We start from the raw sequence: 19,265 nt of genomic DNA, 5'->3' as shown, positions 1-19,265 counted from the left end.
TGTCGGCCGCTATTCCTTGACCGCCCCCGAGTTCGCCCCCTGCACGAAGTGGCGCTGGAAGCAGAAGAACAGCGCCGCCACCGGCAGGGTCGCCAGCAGGGCCGCGGCCAGCTTCAGCGGGTACTGCGTACCGCCGCCCAGCCCGCCCGAGACGAACCGCGCGAGCCCGGTCGTCAGCGTCTCGTACTGGCCGGACTGCGTGGCCACCAGGAAGTGGGTGAACTCGTTCCACGAGCCCTGGAACGACAGGATCGTCAGGGTGATCAGCGCGGGCCGGGCCATCGGCAGCACCACCGACCAGAAGGTCCGGATCACCCCGGCGCCGTCCACCCGTGCGGCCTCCTCGACCTCCCGGGGGATGGACTCGAAGAACTGCTTCATGATGAAGATCCCGGCCGCGTCCACCATCAGCGGAAGGATCATCCCGGTGTAGGTGTCGAACAGCCCGAAGGTGTTCAGCACCAGGAACTTCGGGATCAGCAGCGCCACCCCGGGCACCGCCATCACCCCGACGACGAAGCCGAACAGCAACGAGCGGCCCCGGAAGCGCAGCCGCGCCAGCGCGTACCCCGCCATCGAGTCGAACAGCACCCGCCCGGCGGTGACCAGGACCGCGACCAAGGCCGAGTTGCCCAGCCAGCGCAGGAACGGCACCCCGTCCCCGGCCTGGCTCAGCCCGAACAGCCGCTGGTAGGCGGCGGTCGTCGGGGTGGTGGGCAGCAGTCCGAGGGGATGCGCCGCCGCATCCGGGTCGGTCTTGAACCCGGTCACCAACTGGAGCACGAACGGCAGCAGGTACACCAGCCCGGCACCCACCACCAGCGTGTACCCCAGCACCCGCAGCGGCGGCGGGAACCGGCCGAGCACCGGACGCCCCCGCGCCGGGGCGGAGGCCTTGGCCTTGGCCTTGGTCTTGAGGGCGGCCGTGGCCTGGGCGTTCATCGGTTCCTCCCGGGGCGGGGACCGCGCTCCCGCAGCGCCCAGCGCTGGAGGGCGGTCATGCACAGGATCAGCGCGAGCAGGATGAAGGCGATGGCCGCGCCCTGCCCGAAGTCGGCGTCGTCGAAGGCCGTCGAGTACGACAGGAAGGCCGGCGTCAGCGTCGTGTTGCCCGGGGCGCCCTGGCCCATCACATACACCTGGTCGAAGACCTGCCAGGTGGCGATCGTCCCCAGGGTGAGGACGAGGAAGAGCACCGGCCGCAGCGCGGGCAGCGTGATGTGGCGCAGCATCTGGCGGCGGTTCACGCCCTCGATGGCGGCCGCCTCCTCCAGCTCGCGCGGGATGTCCTGGAGGGCCGCGAGGAAGATCAGCATGAAGGTGCCGGAGGTCGTCCACACGGCCAGCAGAATGATCGTGCACATCGCGACGGACGGACCGGACAGCCACTCGTACCAGGAAAGCCCCATGAAGGAGTGGCCGGCCAGCACACCCGGGGGGTGGCCGGGGTCGACGATCCCCAGGCCGCCGAGGAGCGCCGAGAGCACCCCGCGCGAGTCGGCGAACCAGTTCGGGCCCTTCACCCCGATCCAGGACAGCAGCGTGTTGACGGCGCCACTGCCCTGGAAGAGGAAGAGGAAGACGGTGGAGACCGCGATCGAGCTGGTGACCGACGGGAAGAAGAACGTGGTGCGCAGGGCGCCCCGGGCGCGCAGCAGCCGCTGGTTGACGATCAGCGCGAGCACCAGCGCGAGCCCGGTCTGAAGCGGCACGGTCAGCGCCACGTAGTAGACGTTGTTGCGCAGCGAGGTCGCGAAGAGGGTGCGGTCGAGGCCGTCCTCGGTGAGCAGCGCCCGGTAGTTGTCCAGGCCCACGAACTTCGCCTGCCCGGTGAACGGGTTGGACTGCCCGTCCCAGTCCAGCAGGCTGACCCACAGGGCCATCACGATCGGCAGCACCAGGAACAGGCCGAGGATCAGCACCATGGGGCTGACGAACAGCCAGCCTTAGGCGCCTTCGCCACGGGGGATGTGGCGCGCCGTGCGGTGGGGGGTGCGGAAGGGCATGGCGGCTCAGTCGCCCTTCGCGAGGGTCTGTTCGCCGTTGCGCTGGAGGTCGGCGAGGATCTTCTTCGGGTCCGTGGTGCGCAGCGACTGGAGCTGGGTGTTGAACTGGCTGAGCACCTTGTCGAACCCGGCGACGGTCACCGGGCCCTGTGCGTAGACGCCTGCGTCAACCCAGGCCTTGGCGTCCGGCTCCTGCTTCGCGTAGTCGGCGAGGGCGCTGGTGCGCGAGGGCATCACCCCGAATCGGTCGGCGAACTCCAGCTGCCGCTCACCGGAGCTGAGGTACTTCACCAGGTCCACGGCCGCCGACCGGTGGGCGCTCTCGGCGGCCACGCCCCAGCAGTTGCTGAAGGCCAGCGTGGCCTTCCCGGCCGGTCCCGCGGGCAGCGGGACCACCTTGTACGGCACCTTGGGGTAGTCGAGCTTCATGCCGCCGGTCAGCCAGTTGCCCTCGATGGTCATGGCGGCCTTGCCCTTGCCGAGGGCCTCGCCGCCCCAGCTGGTGTCGACCTGCTTGGCGTACTTCATCGAGCCGGACCGCAGCAGCGACCGCACGAAGCCCAGCCCCTCGGCGTTCTTCGCGCTGTCGGCGGTCATCTTCGTCTGCTTCGCGTCGGTGATCCATCCGCCCGCCTGCTTCATGAAGACGCCGAGTCGCTGGTATTCGTCGCTGGTGACCAGGCCGGTGACCCCGTCGCCGGTGAGCTTGTCCGCGACCTTCCTCAACTCGTCCCAGGAGGTGGGGTAGTCCTTCTCGGTCAGCCCGGCCTTCTTCCACAGGTCGGTGTTGATGGCGAGGGCGAGGGTGGAGGTGTCCTTGGGCAGGCACACCAGCTTCCCGTCGTAGGTGAAGGAGGTGCGCAGCGGCTCGGCGAAGTCGTCCACGTCCTTGATCTTGTCGCCGTACGGGTACAGGGAGCCGCCCTTGGCGTAGTTCGCGAACTGGTCGGAGTTGACGTAGAAGACGTCCGGCGGCCGGTGCCCGGCGAAGGACTGGGCCAGCTGCTGGTTCATGTCCTTGGCGGCTTCGACGGTCACCTTGTTGCCGGACCGCTTCTCGTACGCGGCCGCGGCCTCCTTGACCGCCTTGGTCTCGGCGTCGCCCGAGGTGGCTATCAGGACCTTCAGGTGCTGTTCGGCGCCGGTGTCCTGCTGCGTTTTCTTGTCGCCGCCGAAGCTCGACGAGCAGCCGGTGGCGGCCAGGAGCGCCGCGCAGGTGACGAGGGCGGCGGTGGCCGTGCGGGGGGCCATGATTCCTCCGTGGATTCGGGATGGTACGTGCGGCTCGAGGGGGGTGGAGGAGAGGTGGTGTCGGGAGCGCGGCGCCTCACGGCGCCGGCGCGGTCAAGGCCCGGTCGTCAGGGCGCCGGTGCGTCGGAGTCCGGCGCCGGGGTGCTGTCGCGGACGACGAGCGACGGCTCCAGCAGGACGCGCTCCGGTGGCGCGGCCGGGTTGGCCATCCGGGCCAGCAGCAGCCGCACGCACTCACCTCCGACCGCCTCCAGCGGCTGGGCGACCGTGGACAGGGAGGGCGAGAGGATCCCGGCGATCGGCGAGTCGTCGAAGCCGATCACGGCGACGTCCCGGCCCGGGGTCGCGTTCCGCTCGCGCAGCGCGTGATAGCAGCCGAGCGCCAGCGTGTCGCTGGCCGCGACCACGGCCGTGGCGCCCGCGTCCAGTAAGGGCTTCACGGCGATCCGGGCCGCCTCGACGTCCCCCGCGCTCTCCGCGCGCCGTCCGCGCGTCGGGAGCCCGTGCCGGCGCATGGCCCGCTGCCAGCCCTCGGCACGGTCGTCACCGACGCCGGAGCCGCGCGGCCAGCCCAGGAAGGCGATCCTGCGGTGCCCGAGGGCGACCAGATGCTCCACGGCGGCGTCGGTGCCCGAGGCGCCGTCGACGTCGGCCCAATCACCGATCTGCCGCCCCGACCACATCCGGCCGAAGCCGACGAACGGTACGCCCCGCTTGGCCAGCCACGCCTGGCGCGGATCCTGGCGTGCGGTGTTGCTGAGCACGAAGCCGTCGACGTCGTGCCGGCCGAGCAGTTCCTCGTACCCTTCCAGGCTCGGGCCGCCGGGCGGGCAGGCGAAGAGCAGAATCCGGTAGCCGGCCTCGTCGGCGGCCTGCGACAGGGCGTGCAGAAAGCGGTCCATGACCGGGGCCGTGTCACCGCCCGGAGTCGGCTGGATGCCGTAGCCGATGAGCTTGCTGGAGCGGGTGCGCAGGCTCTGCGCGGCACGGCTCGGGCGGTAGCCCATCTCGTCGATCGCCCCGCGGACCCGCTCCAGGGTCTCGGGGCGCAGCAGCTCCGGCGAGTTGATCGCGTTGGACACGGTCTGCGGGGAGACACCGGCCCGGCGGGCGACCATGGCAAGGGTCACCGGGCTGCCCTTGGGCGAGGGACTGCTGGTGGAGCGGGGCATACGGGTCTCCGGCGTACGAGGGTCTGAAGCCTGGTCCTACGAGCTTGATTTGAGCGTTCCAAAGGCATTGTCAGCGCTCTGATAAGGCCGTTAGTGTCTTTGGATCGATCTAATGCTGAGAGGTTCTACTCCTTTGGACACCACTGTCAAGGCCCAGGACACCAACGGACCGGTCTCGACCCCCACTTCGGTGGCGGCGGACCTACAGCCGTTCCTGCACGACGCGGTCGTCACGCTGTACGCGCCGAGCTTTGTGATCTCGCGTGCGGATGGGCAGCTCGACGGGGGTGCGGACGGCTTCTACCACGGTGACGGCAGGGCGCTGTCCCATCTGACCGTCGCGGTGGGGTCCATCGCCCTGGCGCCGGTCGGCGGTGGGCTCAGGGGAGCCGACCGGGCGGACTTCCGGGCGATCCTGCGGGGGCTCGGCGAGGTGACGCCCGACCCGGCGGTCGCCCTGAACCGCCGCCGTACCGTCGCCTCCGGGCGGTTGGAGGAGAGCGTCGAGGTCACCAACGCGGGCACCCGGCGGGTCGGCTTCCGGCTCACGGTCACGGCCGGCACGGATCTGGCCCCGATGGAGCGGGTGAAGTCGGGCCACGTCCTGGACCCGGTACCGGCGCGGGCCGACGGCGCGGACGGCGCCGGGGGCGGCGATCTGGTGTGGTCCCGCGACGATTTCGCCGTACGCCTGGTCAGCGAGCCCGCGCCGGACACCCTGGAGGCGCCGGAGGGCCGGCTGTCGTACGACGTCGAACTGGACCCCGGCGCCTCATGGACGGTGGCGCTGCGCTGCACGGCGGCGTACGCGGACGGCGACCAGTTCCCGGCCGCCCCGGCGGACGCCGTACCCTGGCGCGGCCCGGCCCTGCGCAGCGCGGACCGGCGCTTCGACCAGTGGCTGGACCAGTCGGTCGCCGACGCGGACCGCCTGCGTCTGATGGACCCCCGGTCCGCGAAGGGGCACACGGGCGGCGTTGATCAGTTCCTCGCCGCCGGAGCCCCGTGGTTTCTGACCCTCTTCGGCCGTGACGCGCTGTGGGCCGCCCGCATGCTGCTGCCGCTCGGCACCGAGCTCGCGGCCGGTACTCTGCGCACCCTCGCCCGCCGCCAGGGGGCGGTGGCCGACCCCGCCACGGAGGAGCAGCCGGGGAAGATCCTGCACGAAGTGCGGCGCGGCACCCAGAACTTCACCGACACCTTCGCCGTCCCGCCGGTGTACTACGGCACGGTCGACGCGACCCCGCTGTGGATCACCCTGCTGCACGACGCCTGGCGCTGGGGCCTGGCCCCCGAGCAGGTGGAACAGCTGCTGCCGCACACCGAGTCGGCGCTCGCGTGGCTGCGCGACCAGGCGGCCGCGGCCGGTGACGGCTTCCTCAGGTACATCGACCGGACCGGACGGGGCCTGGCCAACCAGGGCTGGAAGGACTCCGGCGACGCCATCCGCCATCGCGACGGCCGGCTCGCCGACCCGCCGATCGCGCTGTGCGAGGTGCAGGCGTACGCGTACGAGGCGGCGCGGGGCGGGGCGGCGCTGCTGCGCGCCTTCGGGCGGCCGGGTGCGGACGCGTGGGAGGAATGGGCGGAAGGGCTCGCCGCCCGCTTCCGGAAGCGCTTCTGGGTGGAGGACGCGCGGGGCCCGTACCCGGCGGTCGCACTCGACCGCGACAGTCGGCCGGTGGACTCGGTCACCTCGGGCTTCGGCCATCTCCTGGGCACGGGCTTGCTGAACCAGGAGGAGAGCGCGGCGCTGGCGGCCCGGCTGACCGGCCCCGGCCTCGACTCGGGCCACGGTCTGCGCACCTTGAGCAGCGACTCGGTGGGCTTCAACCCGTACGGCTACCACATCGGTTCCATCTGGCCGCACGACACCGCGATCGCGGTGCACGGCCTGGTCAGGGCCGGTTTTCCGGACGCCGCGGCGCCGCTGGCGGCGGGCCTGCTGACGGCGTCGGCGGGGTTCGCCGGACGCCTGCCCGAGCTCTTCGCAGGGCACGGCGCCGCGGCGGGCCCGCACCCCGCCCCCTACCCCGCGTCGTGCCGTCCCCAGGCCTGGGCGGCCGCTTCCTCGGTCCTGGTGCTGCGTTCGGCCCTCGGCCTGGACGCGGACGTCCCGGGCGGCACGGTCACGGTGGCCCCCGCCTTCGCCGCGGCGTACGCCCCGCTGACGGTGACGGGGCTCCAGGTCGGCGGGGTCCCACTGGACATCACGCTGGCGGCGGACGGAGCGGTGGACGTGACGGCGCCGGAGGGGCTGACGGTGGTCCCGGCCTGACGCGGCGCCCCGGTGCTTCGGCGGCAGCTCTACGAGCTGTGCGTGAACCCTGGGCTTCAGTCCTTGTAGTCGGGGGCGATGCGCTCGACCATCCGGAGCAGTGCCGCCCAGGCGAGGTCGTACGCCTTGTCGTCCTGGAGGTCGGAGCTGTCGTCCTCGCCGGCCAGTTGGCGTGCGGTGAGTTCGCAGACGTCGGGGTGGGGGGTGATGAGCTCGGTGCCGGCGGCCATGGCCGCGGTCTGGATCTCGCATGCCTTGTCCAGGTAGTACATCCGCAGGAAGGCTTGGGCAGGGGTTTCGCCGACCGTGAGCAGGCCGTGGTTGCGCAGGATCAGCGCGGGGTGGTCGGCGAGGTCGGCGACGAGGCGGCGCTGTTCGGCGAGGTTGAGGGCGACGCCCTCGTAGTCGTGGTAGCCGACCCTGCCGTAGAACTCCATGGAGATCTGGTTGAGCGGGAGGAGGCCGTCCTCCTGCGCGGCGACCGCGCAGCCGGCCTTGGTGTGGGTGTGCAGGACGCAGTGGGCGTCGGGGCGGGCGGCGTGGATGGCGCTGTGGATGACGAAACCGGCGGGGTTCACGGGGTAGGGGGTGTCCTCGACGGGGTGGCCGGAGAGATCGATCTTGACGAGGTTCGATGCGGTGATCTCCTCGAAGAGCAGTCCGTAGGGGTTGATCAGGAAGTGGTGTTCGGGTCCGGGGAGCCGGACGGAGATATGCGTGAAGATCAGGTCGGTCATCCGGAAGTGGGCCACCAGGCGGTACACGGCGGCGAGTTCGCGGCGCAGGCGGTGTTCCTCGTCGGAGGTGGCCTGGGCGGTGTGATCGGTGCGGAGTGTCACTTCGGTCATAAGGGATCCTTCTGTCGTGGGCCTGAGGGCCGGCGGGGCCCCGGGCCGGTTTGCCCGGGGTCCGGGTCGGTGAGTGAGCTGCCGACGCCGTCGTTGTGATCAGACCGCGCTGAATTCGGGGGTGCCGGCGGGCTCGCCCGCCAGGCGGCGGCGCCATGCCGCGACGACGGCTTCTTCGGTCGGCTTGGTCGCGAGGCTGACGGCCACATAGCCGACGAGGCTGGCCAGCAGGCCGTAGTAGACGGGTTCGTTGGCGAGGAGTCCGTCGGCCACCATGAAAGTGATCACTGTGGCGCCGCCCGCGATCATCGAGGCCATGGCGCCGGGCAGATTTCCGCGCCGCCAGATCAGGCCGCCGAGGATGGGTACGAGCAGGCCGCCGACGAGCAGGTTGTAGGCGACGGTGAGGGCCTCGATGACGTCCCCGAGGAGGCAGGCGATGACCATGGAGGCCACGCCGAGGATGGCGATGGCCAGGCGGTTGGAGCCGACCTCGTCCTGGTCCTCCGGGCTGACGGAGGCCTCGTGGCGGCCGCGGTGACGCAGCCGGGCCCAGATGTCATTGGTGGCGACGGTGGCGGAGGCGATCAGGGCGCCGCTGGCGGTGGACATCATCGCGGACAGGGCGGCGGCCAGGACCAGGCCCTTGATCCCGGTGGGCAGGGCGTGCTTGACGATGGTGGCGAATGCCTCGTCGGCGCTGGCCAGGTTGGGGTAGAGCACCTTGGTGGCCATGCCGATGAAGGCTCCGGCCAGGGCGTAGACGAGACAGTAGACACCGGCGACGGTGCCGCCCCAGGCGGCGACCTTGTCGCTGCGGGCGGTGAAGACCCGCTGCCAGATGTCCTGCCCGATGAGCATGCCGAAGGTGTAGATCAGTACGAAGGTGAAGATGGCCTGTCCGCCGATGGAGGTCGGGGAGAGGTAGCCGTGCGGAAGACGGTCGGCCATGGCGGCGAATCCGCCGGCCTTGACCACCGCGATGGGCAGCAGCAGGACGAGGACGCCCAGGCTCTTGACCACGAACTGGACCATGTCGGTGAGCGTGATGGACCACATGCCGCCGAGCGCCGAGTAGCCGACGACGATCGTGCCGCCGATGACGACCGCGAGCCAGCGCGGGACGTCGAACAGGACGTCGAAGACGCTGGCGTAGGCGATGGTGGAGGTCACGACCAGCATGAGGGTGTAGATCCACATGACGATGCCGGAGACGATACCGGCGGCGTCGCCGTAGCGCAGGGAGAGCATCTCGGCGACGGTGTAGACCCGCAGCCGGGCGATCCGGGCGGAGAAGAAGACGCTCAGGGCCAGCAGCCCGAGTCCGATGGAGCAGACCATGGCGGCGCCGGAGACGCCGTAGGTGTAGCCCAGGCGTACGCCGCCGATGGTGGAGGCGCCGCCCAGGACGACGGCGGCCATCGTGCCGGTGTACATGAGGGGGCCCAGCCGTCTTCCGGCGACCAGGAAGTCGCTCTTGGAAGCGGCGCGTTTCTTGCCCCACCAGCCCACGCCGACGATGCCCAGCAGGTATCCGGCCATGACGAGGTAGTCGACGGTCATCAGGGTCCTCCGATTCGCTGCGGCCGGCGCCTGACGCGCGAAGCCGTCAAAGGGGCTGTTCGAGGGGAAGGCGACCGCCGCGCGCCGGGTGGGGAGGCCGGCGGCGCGGTGCCGAGGAGAAGAGAGAGCGAGGCAAGGGGATGTGCACATGGGCAAGGGCCGGGGGTGGTGCCCTGCTGGTCACACGACCGTAGCCACCGGTCGTCCTGTTGCTGAAGTGCGGGTTCCATCCAATATGGAGTCATCCGTTGGATAAAACCGGCACTCCCGCGCAGTGCCGCCGGGCTGGGAGGATGCCTCCTCATGACCGAGAGCGAGCAGCCGTCCGTTCCCCTCAGCGTGTTGCTGGCCGACCCGGAGCTGGGCCTGCGCCAGGTCGCCGGACCGGCCGAGGACCGCCGTATCAGCACGGTCGGCACCACGGAGGTCGAGGACCCCACGCCCTACCTCGTCGGCGGCGAACTCCTCCTGACCGCGGGGGTTCGCCTCTCGCGCTCCGCGGACGGTATCGACACCTACCTGCGGCGCGTCGTCGCCGCCGGGGTGGCCGCGCTCGGGTTCGGTGTCGCCCCCGTACACGAGGAGGTTCCACCCGAACTCGCCGCGGCCTGTGACCGCCACGGGCTGCCGCTCCTGCGGCTGCCGCCGGCCACACCGTTCGTGGCGGTAGGGCAGGCCACGTACGCCGCCATCGCCGAGGCCCGCAACCGTGAGCTGAGGGACATCTCCAGGGCTCAGTCGGCTCTCGCCTCCGCTGCCGCCCGTCCGGATGCGCTCCAGGCCGTGCTCACCCAGCTCAGCGCCCACACCAGGGCCTGGGCGGTGCTTTTCGACGCCCAGGGCAACGAGCTGTTCGGCGCCGGTCCGCGCCCCCCGGCTCCCGCACCGCAGCGCCTGCGCGACCTCGCCGTGCGCACCCTCGCCCGCACCAGCCGACGTCACACGGCGCACAGACCAGCTCCTCCCGCGGCGGCAGCGGATCACCACGGAGGCATCCACCTGACCGTCCACACCCTGCCCGGCGCCGACGGCGGCACCACGCCGCTGGCCCTTGCCCAGGCCACCACCGCGGCCCCGACTCTGGTGCACCGCCACGTGACCAGTACGGCGACCGTCTTGCTGGCCCTGCTCACCAGCCCGCGGCACGCCCTGGGCACCGACACCCACAGCGTCGGCGCGCTGGTACGGCTGATGCTCGGGGCCACCCCCGCCCAGGTGGCACCCGCCCTGGCCGCCGCCGGCCCCCCGAGCGGCGAGCACTGGATCGTGGTCCACGGACGGCACATCCCCGGACGCTCCACACCGGCACCGCCGGCCGGTGACGATCCGGCCCAGCTCGCGACGCTGGGCACCGCCCTCGGCACGCCGTACCTGTACATCGACGGGCCCGGTCTGAGGGCGCTGATCCCCAGCGCATCGGACACCCGGCCCAGCGCCCCCGCACAGGCCGCCGACCTGGGGTGGGTCCTCGGCTTCAGCGCGCCCGTATCCGCCCCCGACCTGCCACCAGCCGACCGCCAGGCCGAGCGCGCCCTACAGCGCGCGATCGCCGCCGATGCCCCCGCCGTCGTGCACTCCCCCGACCCGCTCAGCCTCGATGCGATCGTCGCGCCGGCCGACGCCCAAGAGCTTGCCCGGACCCGCTTCGCCCCGCTGGACCAGGCCGGCTCACCGGGCGCCACGGTCCTTCTGGACACCCTGCGGACCTGGCTGAACCTGCACGGCAGCTGGGACCGCGCCGCGGCGGCCCTGCGGGTGCACCGCAACACCGTGCGCCACCGCCTCGCTCGGGTCGCCGAACTGCTCGACGTCGACCTTCAGGACCCGGGCGTCCGCATGGAACTCTGGTTCGCCCTGCACTGGTTGCCCGACGAGCATCGCACGCACCCTTGACCGGCGACGAGGCCTGTGCGGCGCCCTGATCGGGGGCCCAGCCAGGTCCTGGACCGGGTCGGCCGGGCTGTCAGCGGTAGAGGAGGTAGTGGCGGCGGATGCCGCGGAACACCGCCAGCTCACTCTCCCAGGCCGCCGCCACCTCGTCCGCCCCGGCGCCCGCGTCGATCATCGTGCGGACCCGCGCGCTGCCCGTCAGCCGGTCGATGCTGTGATCGGGCCGCCAGGCGAAGTCGCTCCACACACGCTTCGCGGTCACCAGTAGCGCCACTCCCGTGTGTACGGGGTCGTACACGTCGCGGTCGTGGACGTGGACCTGCACGCCGCCCACAGTCTTCCCCTGGAACTTCGAGAACGTGGGGGCGAAGTACGCCTCACGGAACTCCACCCCCGGCAGGTCGAGGGCGTTGGCGGCCTCGGCCCACCGGGCGTCGATGCCCTCGGCCCCGAGCAGTTCGAAGGGACGGGCCGTGCCGCGCCCCTCCGACATGTTGGTGCCCTCGAAGAGGCACGTCCCGGAGTAGACGAGGGCGGTGTCGGGTGTCGGCATGTTCGGGCTGGGAGGCACCCAGGGCAGACCGGAGACGTCGTGGAAGTCCGAGCGCCGCCATCCGGTCATGGGCACCGTCTCGAGGTGCACCGGGGTCCGCAGGAACTCGCCGTTGAACAGTCGTGCCAGCTCCGCGACCGTCATGCCGTGCGCCTGGGCGATGGGCTGGCGGCCGACGAAAGACGCGAACTCCTTGTGCAGCACGGGGCCGAGCGCGCCGCGTCCCGTCACCGGGTTGGGCCGGTCCAGGACCACGACGCGCTTGCCCGCGAGCTGTGCGGCCTCCATGCAGTCGTAGAGCGTCCAGATGTACGTGTAGAAGCGCGCGCCCACGTCCTGGATGTCGAACACCACGGTGTCGACGCCGGAGGCGGTGAAGATGTCGGCCAGCGGCCCGCCGTTTTTGAGATAGGTGTCGTACACCGGCAGGCCCGTCGCCGGGTCGTCGTAGCGGCCCTCCGATCCGCCCGCCTGCGCGGTTCCGCGGAAACCGTGCTCGGGTCCGAAGACGGCGACCAGGTTCACGCGGTCGTCCGCATGCATCACGTCGACGATGTGGCGTACGTCGCGGGTCACGCCCGTCGGGTTGGTGACGATGCCGACACGTTGGCCGTGGAGCGCTGCGTATCCGCCCTCGGCGAGGCGTTCGAAGCCGGTACGCAGCCGGTGGCCGTTGCCCCGAGCCGCGGCGGCCGGTGCGGCGGCGGCCGCGCCGGTGACCGTCAGGGCCCCCGCGGCGGAGCCGGCGGCCAGCAGATTCCGTCGGGACAGGTTCATGGTGTGACCTCCGTGGATCGGGCGGTGGCTTCGTCGAGGAGTTCGGGCTCGCGGGCGCGCAGTGCCTCGTCGGCGGCGGGGGCCGCGGTGTCGATCACGGTCCCGGACGGCAGCACGAACCGCAGGGACTCCATGGTGCGGTAGGCGTTGTCCCGCGTGCCGCAGTTCATGCCGCTGGAGTTGTTGGCGACCAGGCCGCCGATGGTGCAGGCGGACTCGCCGGCCGGGTCGGGGCCGAGCCGGCGCCCGTAACGGGCGAGGCGCGCATTGGCCTGGCGCAGCGTCAGGCCCGGTTGCGGCCGGATGCGCCGACCCTCGTCGAGGACCTCCGCGCCGCGCCAGTGGCTGCGGACGTCCACGAGGATGCCGTCGCCGCTCGCCTGCCCGGCCAGGCTGGTGCCGCCCGAGCGCAGGGTGAGCGACAGCCCGGCCGCTTCGGCCCCGGCCATCAGGGGCGCCCACCTCGGCCGCCGACGCGGCGCGCACCACGGCGCGCGGCGTGCACAGGTACGGCGAGGCGTCGTGGGCGACCGCGGCCCTGCGCGGCACATCGGTCGTCACCCTGGACGGGTCGCTGACGCACGCGGCCAGAAGCCTGGCCAGGCGGGCGTCCCCTTCCGGGGCAGGCGGCGCGGGGGCAGTCGGGGTGGAGGGGGTCATGGGTCCTCGATGCCGGAGTGGGGGTCAGTGCGTGATGCGCAGCAGGTGTGGCGGCTGTGCGGCGGGTTCGCACGGGCGCAGCGGCAGCAGGCCGGGCGTGATGCTGCCGAGGAGCGTGGCGCGGCGGGCCCCGGTGCCCGAGGGGAACGTACCGGGCAGACCGTTGACGGTGAGGAAGCCGAGAACGGCGAAGGCCAGGGCCTCCTTGGCGTCGGAGGGCAGGCCCAAGGCGTCGCTGGAGCGGACCGGCACGCCCGGCAGCTCCTCGGTGATCGTACGCATCAGCTCCGGGTTGCGGGCGCCGCCGCCGGAGACGATGAGTTCGGTGACGCCGTGACCGCGGCAGGCGTCCGCGACGGTGACGGCGGTGAGCCGGGTCAGGGTGGCCAGGACGTCGTCGGGCCGGGGCGTGGCCACGGCGTCGAGGGCCCTTCGCAGGTAGGGCAGGTGGAGGTGTTCCTTGCCGGTGCTCTTGGGTGCGGGCCTGCGGTAGTAGGGGTCGTTCAGCAGGAAGGCGAGCAGGTCGGGATCGGTTCGGCCGGCGGCGGCCCCGCGGCCGTCCTCGTCGTACGCGGCGGCGCCCGCGGTGAAGTGCCGTACGGCGGCGTCCAGAAGGGCGTTCGCCGGCCCCGTGTCGAAGGCCAGGGGGTCGGTGCCGGGTGCGACGACGGTGACGTTGGCGATGCCGCCCAGGTTGAGTGCGGCGGGGGTGCCGGGCAGGGCACGCAGGAGCAGTGTGTCGGTCATGGCGACCAGTGGGGCGCCCTGGCCACCGGCGGCGACGTCCCGGCTGCGCAGGTCCGAGACGACGGGAAGGCCGGTCGCTTCCGCGATCCAGGCCGGCTGACCGAGTTGGAGGGTGCCGCGGACGGTGCCGTCCTCCACCCAGTGGTGCATGGTCTGGCCGTGCGAGACCACCAGGTCGGCGCTGCCGTCGCAGAGTTCGTGCAGAGCGTGTCGGGCGGCGGCGGCGAAGGCCTGGCCGATGCCGGTGTCCAGGGCGCAGACGGCCTGGACAGTGGTGGCCGCCGGCGGGAGGGTGGCGGCGATCAGGTCGCGCAGGTCGCCGGGGTAGGGCCGGGAGAGGTGCCCGAGAGGCCGCAGGCGCAGAATGTCGCCGTCCAGGGTGAGGTCGGCGGCGGCTGCTTCGATGGCATCGTAGGAGGTGCCCGACATCAGCCCGATCACGCGCATGGCGCCTCCTGTCCCACGTTCCGCCGCGCGGGCACGGGCGGCTGCGGTTGCTGCATGGCTTCTTCTCCCGAGGGGCTGTCGCTGTACGGGGGGGGGCGGGGGCCGCGAGGCCCCGCACCGGGCCGGGTGCGTGCTTCGTCACTCCGGGCCGACGGCCGCCGCCGCACGGTCGGGTCCGGACTTACCGGCGCTCTGAGCGGCCCCGGCGGTCTCGGGGCCGCGGTGGAACAGGCTCATCAGGCCGCCGACGACCAGGGTGACCACCACGCCGATCGGGACCAGCCACTGGGCGGCGATCGCGGTGGGCACGGTGGCCCCGGCCACCGTGACGTCGATCTTCACCTCGCGCACGATGTAGGTCATGACCGCGACCGTCACCACGAACGCCACGATGGAGTCGGTCTCGTTGGCGCGCCTGACGAGCCGTCCGAGGAGGAACGCGCCGAGGAGCGCGCCGTAGGTGTAGCCCGCGATGGTCAGGCCCGTGAGATAGACGTTGCCGGTGCTGGTGCTGAAGGCGCAGGCGAACACCGCCATCAGCACTGCCCACACCAGGGTCATCACCCGGGCGAGCCTGAGCAGGAACTCCTCGGAGGGCGCGCTGCGGAAGAAGCTGTGGATGATGTCGGCGACCGTCGAGTTCGACATCGAGTTCAGCGCCGAGGACAACGAGCCCATCGCCGCGCCGAGGATTCCGGCCACGATCAGCCCGGAGACCACTACGGGCAGGCCGTGGAGGATGAAGTCCGGGTACAGGTTGTCGGAGCTGGCCAGGCCCAGCTCCTTGAAGCTGCGGCCCCGGTTGTACGACCACAGCAGGGCGCCAACCAGGGAGAAGGCGGCGAACTGGACGGTGACGAAGACACCGGAGGCGATCATGGCCTTCTGGCCGTCGCGCAGGGTCCGGGTGGCCAGGATGCGCTGGACGATCAGCTGGTCGGAGCCGTGGCTGGCCATCGCGAAGATGGCACCGCCGACGATCGCGGTCGGCAGGGCGAACGGGCTGGTGAGGATGTGGGCGAGGCCGAAGTCGGTGTCGAACAGCTGGAACCTGCCGGAGTGCAGGGCGTCCGCGAAGCCGGCACCACCGACGTGGCTGGACAGCACCGCGATGGCGAGGATCGCGCCACCCAGGTACAGACCCATCTGAATGGCGTCGGTCCAGATGACCGCCTTGATGCCGCCGAGGTAGGTGTAGACGACGGTGATCAGCGTGAGGACGACGATGATGACCCGGTAGCCGACGTGCAGTCCGAACTCATCGAGCAGCAGCTTGATCGGGAGCGCGGAGGCGAACAGCCTCACCCCCTCGGCCAGGAGCCGCGTGAAGACGAAGGTCACCGAGGCGAGCCCCTGCATCTTGAGCCCGAACCGGTCACGCAGGTACTGGTAGGCGCTGACGAACCCGCCACGCTTGTAGAGGGGGATGAGCACGATGGCCACGACGACGCGGCCGATGACGTAGCCCAAGGCGAGTTCGACGTTCCCGAAGGCCTGGCCGCTGTAAGCGCCGCCGGGCACACTGATGACCGTGAGCACGCTGGTCTCGGTGGCCACCACGGAGAACGAGACCGTCCACCACGGCACGTGGCTCTCACCGACGAAATAGTCCTTCGACGTCTTCTGCCGGCCGGCCAGCCGCAGTCCGATCACCGCGATGGCGACCAGATAGATGACGACCACGACGAGGTCGAGTTGGCGCACGCTCACTCCTAAACAGCGGCCGACGATGTCAACGGCGGGGTGGGGACGTTGGGCGCCGCCCGCCTTACACGGGTGACGTGGGATTCGTGCGGTGCCGACGCGTCCAGCGCCAGCAGGCCCGCGCCGTCCAGCGGGTCCCCGAGCGGGGACCGCCACTCAAGGGGATGCGGGGAGCCGGTGAGCGCCGACCGCAGCGGACCGAGGAGCGGTTCGCCGAGGCCGGTGAGTCCGCCGGTGACGGTGACGACGTGGGCATCGCCGCCGATTCGGCGGGCGGCGGCGAGTACGGCCTCGGAGAGCGCTCCGGCGGCATCCCGGACGATCGCGGATGCCGTCGCGTCACCCTCGGCGGCCGCCCGTGCCACGTCCGGGGCGAAGGACGCGATGGTGCGGGCCTGGTTGCCGTCCCGGCTGACGGCCGAGGGCAGCCGGTCGGGGTCGCCGAAGCGCTCGACGGCGGCGGCCAGCAACGCGGTGGCCGGTCCGCGCCCGTCGTGAGCGCGCAGCGCGGCCCGCAATCCGGCGGCACCGATCCAGGCGCCGCCCCCCTCGTCGCCGAGCCAGGGACCCCAGCCGTCGGCCCGGGCGTACGACCCGTCGTCCCCGATACCGACGGCGACGGAACCGGTGCCGATCGCGAGCACCACGCCCACGCGACCGCCCAGGGCGCCCGCGTGAGCGGTGACGGCGTCGCTGGTGACGGCCACCTCAGGCACGGGCAGGTCCTCCAGGAGCCGGACGGCCAGGGCACGGGCCGCCTCCGGTGCGGCGGCCGCCCCCGCCGCACCGACGCAGACCGTGGCAGGCCGGAGCGAGGGCTCCCGTTCCAGGAGCGGCAGGACGGCGGCGTGCACGGCCGCACGGGCCGTCGCCACTCCGTTTTCGGCGGCGAGCCCAGGAGTTCCGGGCACCTCATGCACGGTACGGGCGGGATCGGCACCGTCGGCCCGTACAACGGCACGGCAGCCGGTCTTGCCCAGGTCCACCGCTATCGCTGCTGTCATACGGCATGCCTTCGGTCGGTGGGGATCCGCCGCATCGGGCGGTCACCGGCCAGGTGGCTGATCGGTGACCGGCGCGGATCGCGGTCCAGCGAGTATCAGGAGGCCGCCCTCCGCATGTCAATAACTAACCTCGCGAGACTCTTTCCGTAACTTTTTGACCTTCCCCTTGCGGCGCGGTTAGCGTGTGGCCCAGCCACTCAGGAGGGAGCGACCCATGGCCCGACGGGAACCACCCCGCACCGCCGCCCGGCCCGCGGAGGAAACCTCCCCCGCCGAGACCCTGGCGCGCATCCGCGCGGCACTTCCGTCCCTGGCCCCCGCGGAACGGCGAGTGGCGGACATCGCCCTGGCCGACCCGGCTCAGGCGTCGGAGCTGTCCATCAGCGCGCTCGGGAAACGGGCCGACACCTCGGTGGCCACGGTGACCCGCTTCTGCCGGGCCGTGGGGATCCCCAACTACCCGCAGCTGCGCCTCGCCCTGGCCGCCGCGGCGGCCCGCGAGCACGCTCTCGGCGGCGAGCGCCCCGTACCGGGCACCGACATCAGCGCCACGGACACACTCGGCGACATCGTCGGAAAGATCATCTACAACGAGGTGCGCGCTCTGGAGGACACCGGCGCCGGGCTGGACGTCGAGGCGCTGGGCCGCGCCGTCACCGCTGTGGCCCAGGCCCGCCGCATCGACATATTCGGCGTCGGCGCCAGCGCCTTCGTCGGCCAGGACCTGCACCAGAAACTCCACCGCATCGGTCATATGGCCTTCGTCTGGACCGACCGGCACGCCGCCCTGACCGCCACGGCCCTCCTCGGGCCCGGCGACGTCGCCCTGGCCATCTCCCACTCCGGGGAGACCGAGGACACCGTCGAGCCCCTCCGGGCCGCCGCCGAACGCGGCGCCACCACCATCGCCCTCACCAACGTTCCGCGCTCCACCCTCGCGCAGAACGCGGAGGTCGCGCTGACGACCTGCGCCCGGGAGACCCCCTTCCGCTCCGGGGCCACCGTCAGCCGCATCGCCCAACTCGCGCTCATCGACTGCCTGTTCGTCGGCGTCGCCCAGCGATCCTTCGACGCCACGACCACGGCCCTGGAGGAGACCTACGGGGCCGTCCAGCGTCGCCGGCGCCCGCAGGCGCAGCGCCGCACCCCGACCGAGAACTGAACCCTTTCGCCGACCAACACCTTCTCCGAAAGGATGCCCGCGCCGTGGACCTGAGCACACTCGGCACCGAGGCTCGCAACGAGCGGACCACCGAACTGGACCGCATGCCGGTCTCCGAACTGCTCTCGGTCATGAACGCCGAGGATCAGACCGTCGCCCTCGCGGTCCGCGACGCCCTCCCGCAGATCGAGGCCGCCGTCGAGGCGGTCGCCGAGTCCCTGCGGCGGGGCGGACGGCTCATCTACCTCGGCGCCGGCACCAGCGGCCGCATCGGACTGCTCGACGCCGTCGAGTGCCCCCCGACCTTCGGCACCTCCCCCGATCAGGTCGTGGGCCTGCTCTCCGGCGGCCCGGGCGCCTTCGTCATGGCGGTCGAGGGGGCCGAGGACGAACCCGCGAGGGCGGTCGACGACCTCGAGAAGATCGGTGTGAACGACCGCGACACGGTGGTCGGACTGGCCGCCAGCGGCCGTACTCCCTACGTCGTCGGTGGACTGAAGCACGCCGCCGCCCAGGGTGCCGTCACCGTGTCGGTCGCCTGCAACCGCGACACGGTGGTCAGCCGCTACGCCGACATCCCCATCGAGGTCCCCACCGGCCCCGAGGTTCTCACCGGATCGACCCGGCTCAAAGGCGGCACCGCCGAGAAGATGGTCTGCAACATGCTCTCGACCGCGTCGATGGTGCGGGTCGGCAAGGTGTACGGGAACCTCATGGTCGATGTCCGGGCCAGTAACGAAAAGCTCGTCGACCGGGCCCGACGCATCGTCGTCGAGGCCACCGGGACCGATGCCCACACCGCCGCCGAGGCGCTGCGAGCCGCCGACGGACATGCCAAGACGGCCATCGTCATGCTGCTCGCCCGCTGCACCGCCGAGGAGGCCGCCCGGCGCCTGAACCTGGCGCACGGCGACACGCGCACCGCCGTGGGCCACCCATGAGCCGAGGTGAACGACGTGGCCGGTGGCAGCCTCCAGCCAGCGGTGGCCGGCCGGTCCGGCCGTCGTAAGCGCCGGAAGTCGGCCAGGTCCATTCGCCCGGTGTTGTGGAACGCCAGGATCTTTCCGTCCCGCACGATCTTCGTCTGGATCGCATGCCACTCCCCCGCTCGCGGTCCTTCGCAACCTCACCGGCCATGGGACACGCGGCCACAGCCTCAGCCGTTCGGGTGTGTGTACCGCACATTGGCCCCGTGCCCTATGT

At 71.8% G+C, this 19,265-nt stretch carries 14 protein-coding genes and 1 pseudogene; 4 read left to right on the top strand and 11 right to left on the bottom strand.

Features of this window, described 5'->3' with window-relative positions; all coding sequences use genetic code 11:
* Positions 1-9: 9 nt before the first annotated feature.
* The 4 genes from ACT2CW_RS45315 to ACT2CW_RS45300 form a co-directional block, all read right to left on the bottom strand.
* On the bottom strand, positions 10-942 hold the full coding sequence (locus tag ACT2CW_RS45315) for a carbohydrate ABC transporter permease (RefSeq protein ID WP_445520782.1): 933 nt from the start codon (positions 940-942) through the stop codon (positions 10-12).
* Entirely contained in the window at positions 939-1,925 is a 987-nt protein-coding gene (locus ACT2CW_RS45310; protein ID WP_445520781.1) for a carbohydrate ABC transporter permease, read from the bottom strand. Before ACT2CW_RS45310 ends, ACT2CW_RS45315 begins: the two co-directional genes overlap by 4 nt.
* 87 nt (positions 1,926-2,012) lie before the next feature.
* A complete protein-coding gene (locus ACT2CW_RS45305; protein ID WP_445520780.1) occupies positions 2,013-3,257 on the bottom strand; it encodes a sugar ABC transporter substrate-binding protein in 1,245 nt (414 codons plus the stop codon).
* 107 nt (positions 3,258-3,364) lie between these two features.
* A complete protein-coding gene (locus ACT2CW_RS45300; RefSeq protein WP_445520779.1) occupies positions 3,365-4,429 on the bottom strand; it encodes a LacI family DNA-binding transcriptional regulator in 1,065 nt (354 codons plus the stop codon).
* Between the two features lie 133 nt (positions 4,430-4,562).
* Here ACT2CW_RS45300 and ACT2CW_RS45295 point away from each other — a divergent pair, with 133 nt between their 5' ends.
* Positions 4,563-6,707 carry an amylo-alpha-1,6-glucosidase gene (locus tag ACT2CW_RS45295; RefSeq protein WP_445520778.1) on the top strand — a complete coding sequence of 715 codons (2,145 nt, stop codon included), beginning with the start codon at positions 4,563-4,565 and terminating at the stop codon, positions 6,705-6,707.
* A 56-nt stretch (positions 6,708-6,763) separates the two neighbouring features.
* Here the strand turns inward: ACT2CW_RS45295 and ACT2CW_RS45290 are convergent, their stop codons facing one another.
* Both ACT2CW_RS45290 and ACT2CW_RS45285 read right to left on the bottom strand, forming a co-directional pair.
* Positions 6,764-7,555, bottom strand: coding sequence for a class II aldolase/adducin family protein (locus tag ACT2CW_RS45290; RefSeq protein ID WP_445520777.1), 792 nt, complete (start codon positions 7,553-7,555; stop codon positions 6,764-6,766).
* 99 nt (positions 7,556-7,654) lie between these two features.
* Positions 7,655-9,118, bottom strand: coding sequence for a sodium:solute symporter (locus ACT2CW_RS45285; RefSeq protein ID WP_445520776.1), 1,464 nt, complete (start codon positions 9,116-9,118; stop codon positions 7,655-7,657).
* A 303-nt stretch (positions 9,119-9,421) separates the two neighbouring features.
* Here ACT2CW_RS45285 and ACT2CW_RS45280 point away from each other — a divergent pair, with 303 nt between their 5' ends.
* The gene (locus ACT2CW_RS45280; protein WP_445520775.1) at positions 9,422-11,011 is read left to right on the top strand and encodes a PucR family transcriptional regulator; all 1,590 of its coding nucleotides are present in this window, start codon (positions 9,422-9,424) and stop codon (positions 11,009-11,011) included.
* Between the two features lie 70 nt (positions 11,012-11,081).
* Here ACT2CW_RS45280 and ACT2CW_RS45275 read toward each other — a convergent pair whose 3' ends face one another.
* The 5 genes and pseudogenes from ACT2CW_RS45275 to ACT2CW_RS45255 all read right to left on the bottom strand — a co-directional run bounded on the left by ACT2CW_RS45275 (position 11,082) and on the right by ACT2CW_RS45255 (position 16,900).
* Positions 11,082-12,338 carry an exo-beta-N-acetylmuramidase NamZ family protein gene (locus ACT2CW_RS45275; protein WP_445520774.1) on the bottom strand — a complete coding sequence of 419 codons (1,257 nt, stop codon included), beginning with the start codon at positions 12,336-12,338 and terminating at the stop codon, positions 11,082-11,084.
* A 38-nt stretch (positions 12,339-12,376) separates the two neighbouring features.
* Positions 12,377-12,998: pseudogene (locus tag ACT2CW_RS45270) on the bottom strand (FAD-binding oxidoreductase); the annotation flags it as partial.
* A gap of 24 nt (positions 12,999-13,022) precedes the next feature.
* Positions 13,023-14,192: an anhydro-N-acetylmuramic acid kinase gene (locus ACT2CW_RS45265; RefSeq protein WP_445520773.1), complete on the bottom strand. Its 1,170-nt coding sequence runs from the start codon at positions 14,190-14,192 to the stop codon at positions 13,023-13,025.
* A 138-nt stretch (positions 14,193-14,330) separates the two neighbouring features.
* Complete coding sequence (locus ACT2CW_RS45260) at positions 14,331-15,896, bottom strand: sodium:solute symporter (RefSeq protein WP_445520772.1); 1,566 nt, start codon at positions 15,894-15,896, stop codon at positions 14,331-14,333.
* A gap of 8 nt (positions 15,897-15,904) precedes the next feature.
* The gene (locus ACT2CW_RS45255) at positions 15,905-16,900 is read right to left on the bottom strand and encodes an N-acetylglucosamine kinase (RefSeq protein WP_445520771.1); all 996 of its coding nucleotides are present in this window, start codon (positions 16,898-16,900) and stop codon (positions 15,905-15,907) included.
* 214 nt (positions 16,901-17,114) lie between these two features.
* Here ACT2CW_RS45255 and ACT2CW_RS45250 point away from each other — a divergent pair, with 214 nt between their 5' ends.
* On the top strand, positions 17,115-18,062 hold the full coding sequence (locus tag ACT2CW_RS45250; RefSeq protein WP_445520770.1) for a MurR/RpiR family transcriptional regulator: 948 nt from the start codon (positions 17,115-17,117) through the stop codon (positions 18,060-18,062).
* 44 nt (positions 18,063-18,106) lie between these two features.
* Positions 18,107-19,003 carry an N-acetylmuramic acid 6-phosphate etherase gene (murQ, locus tag ACT2CW_RS45245; protein WP_445520769.1) on the top strand — a complete coding sequence of 299 codons (897 nt, stop codon included), beginning with the start codon at positions 18,107-18,109 and terminating at the stop codon, positions 19,001-19,003.
* The last annotated feature ends 262 nt before the right edge of the window (positions 19,004-19,265 follow it).

It is taken from the genome of Streptomyces sp. NEAU-174 (assembly GCF_052665095.1).
This window is presented reverse-complemented; position numbering and strand designations above follow the sequence as displayed.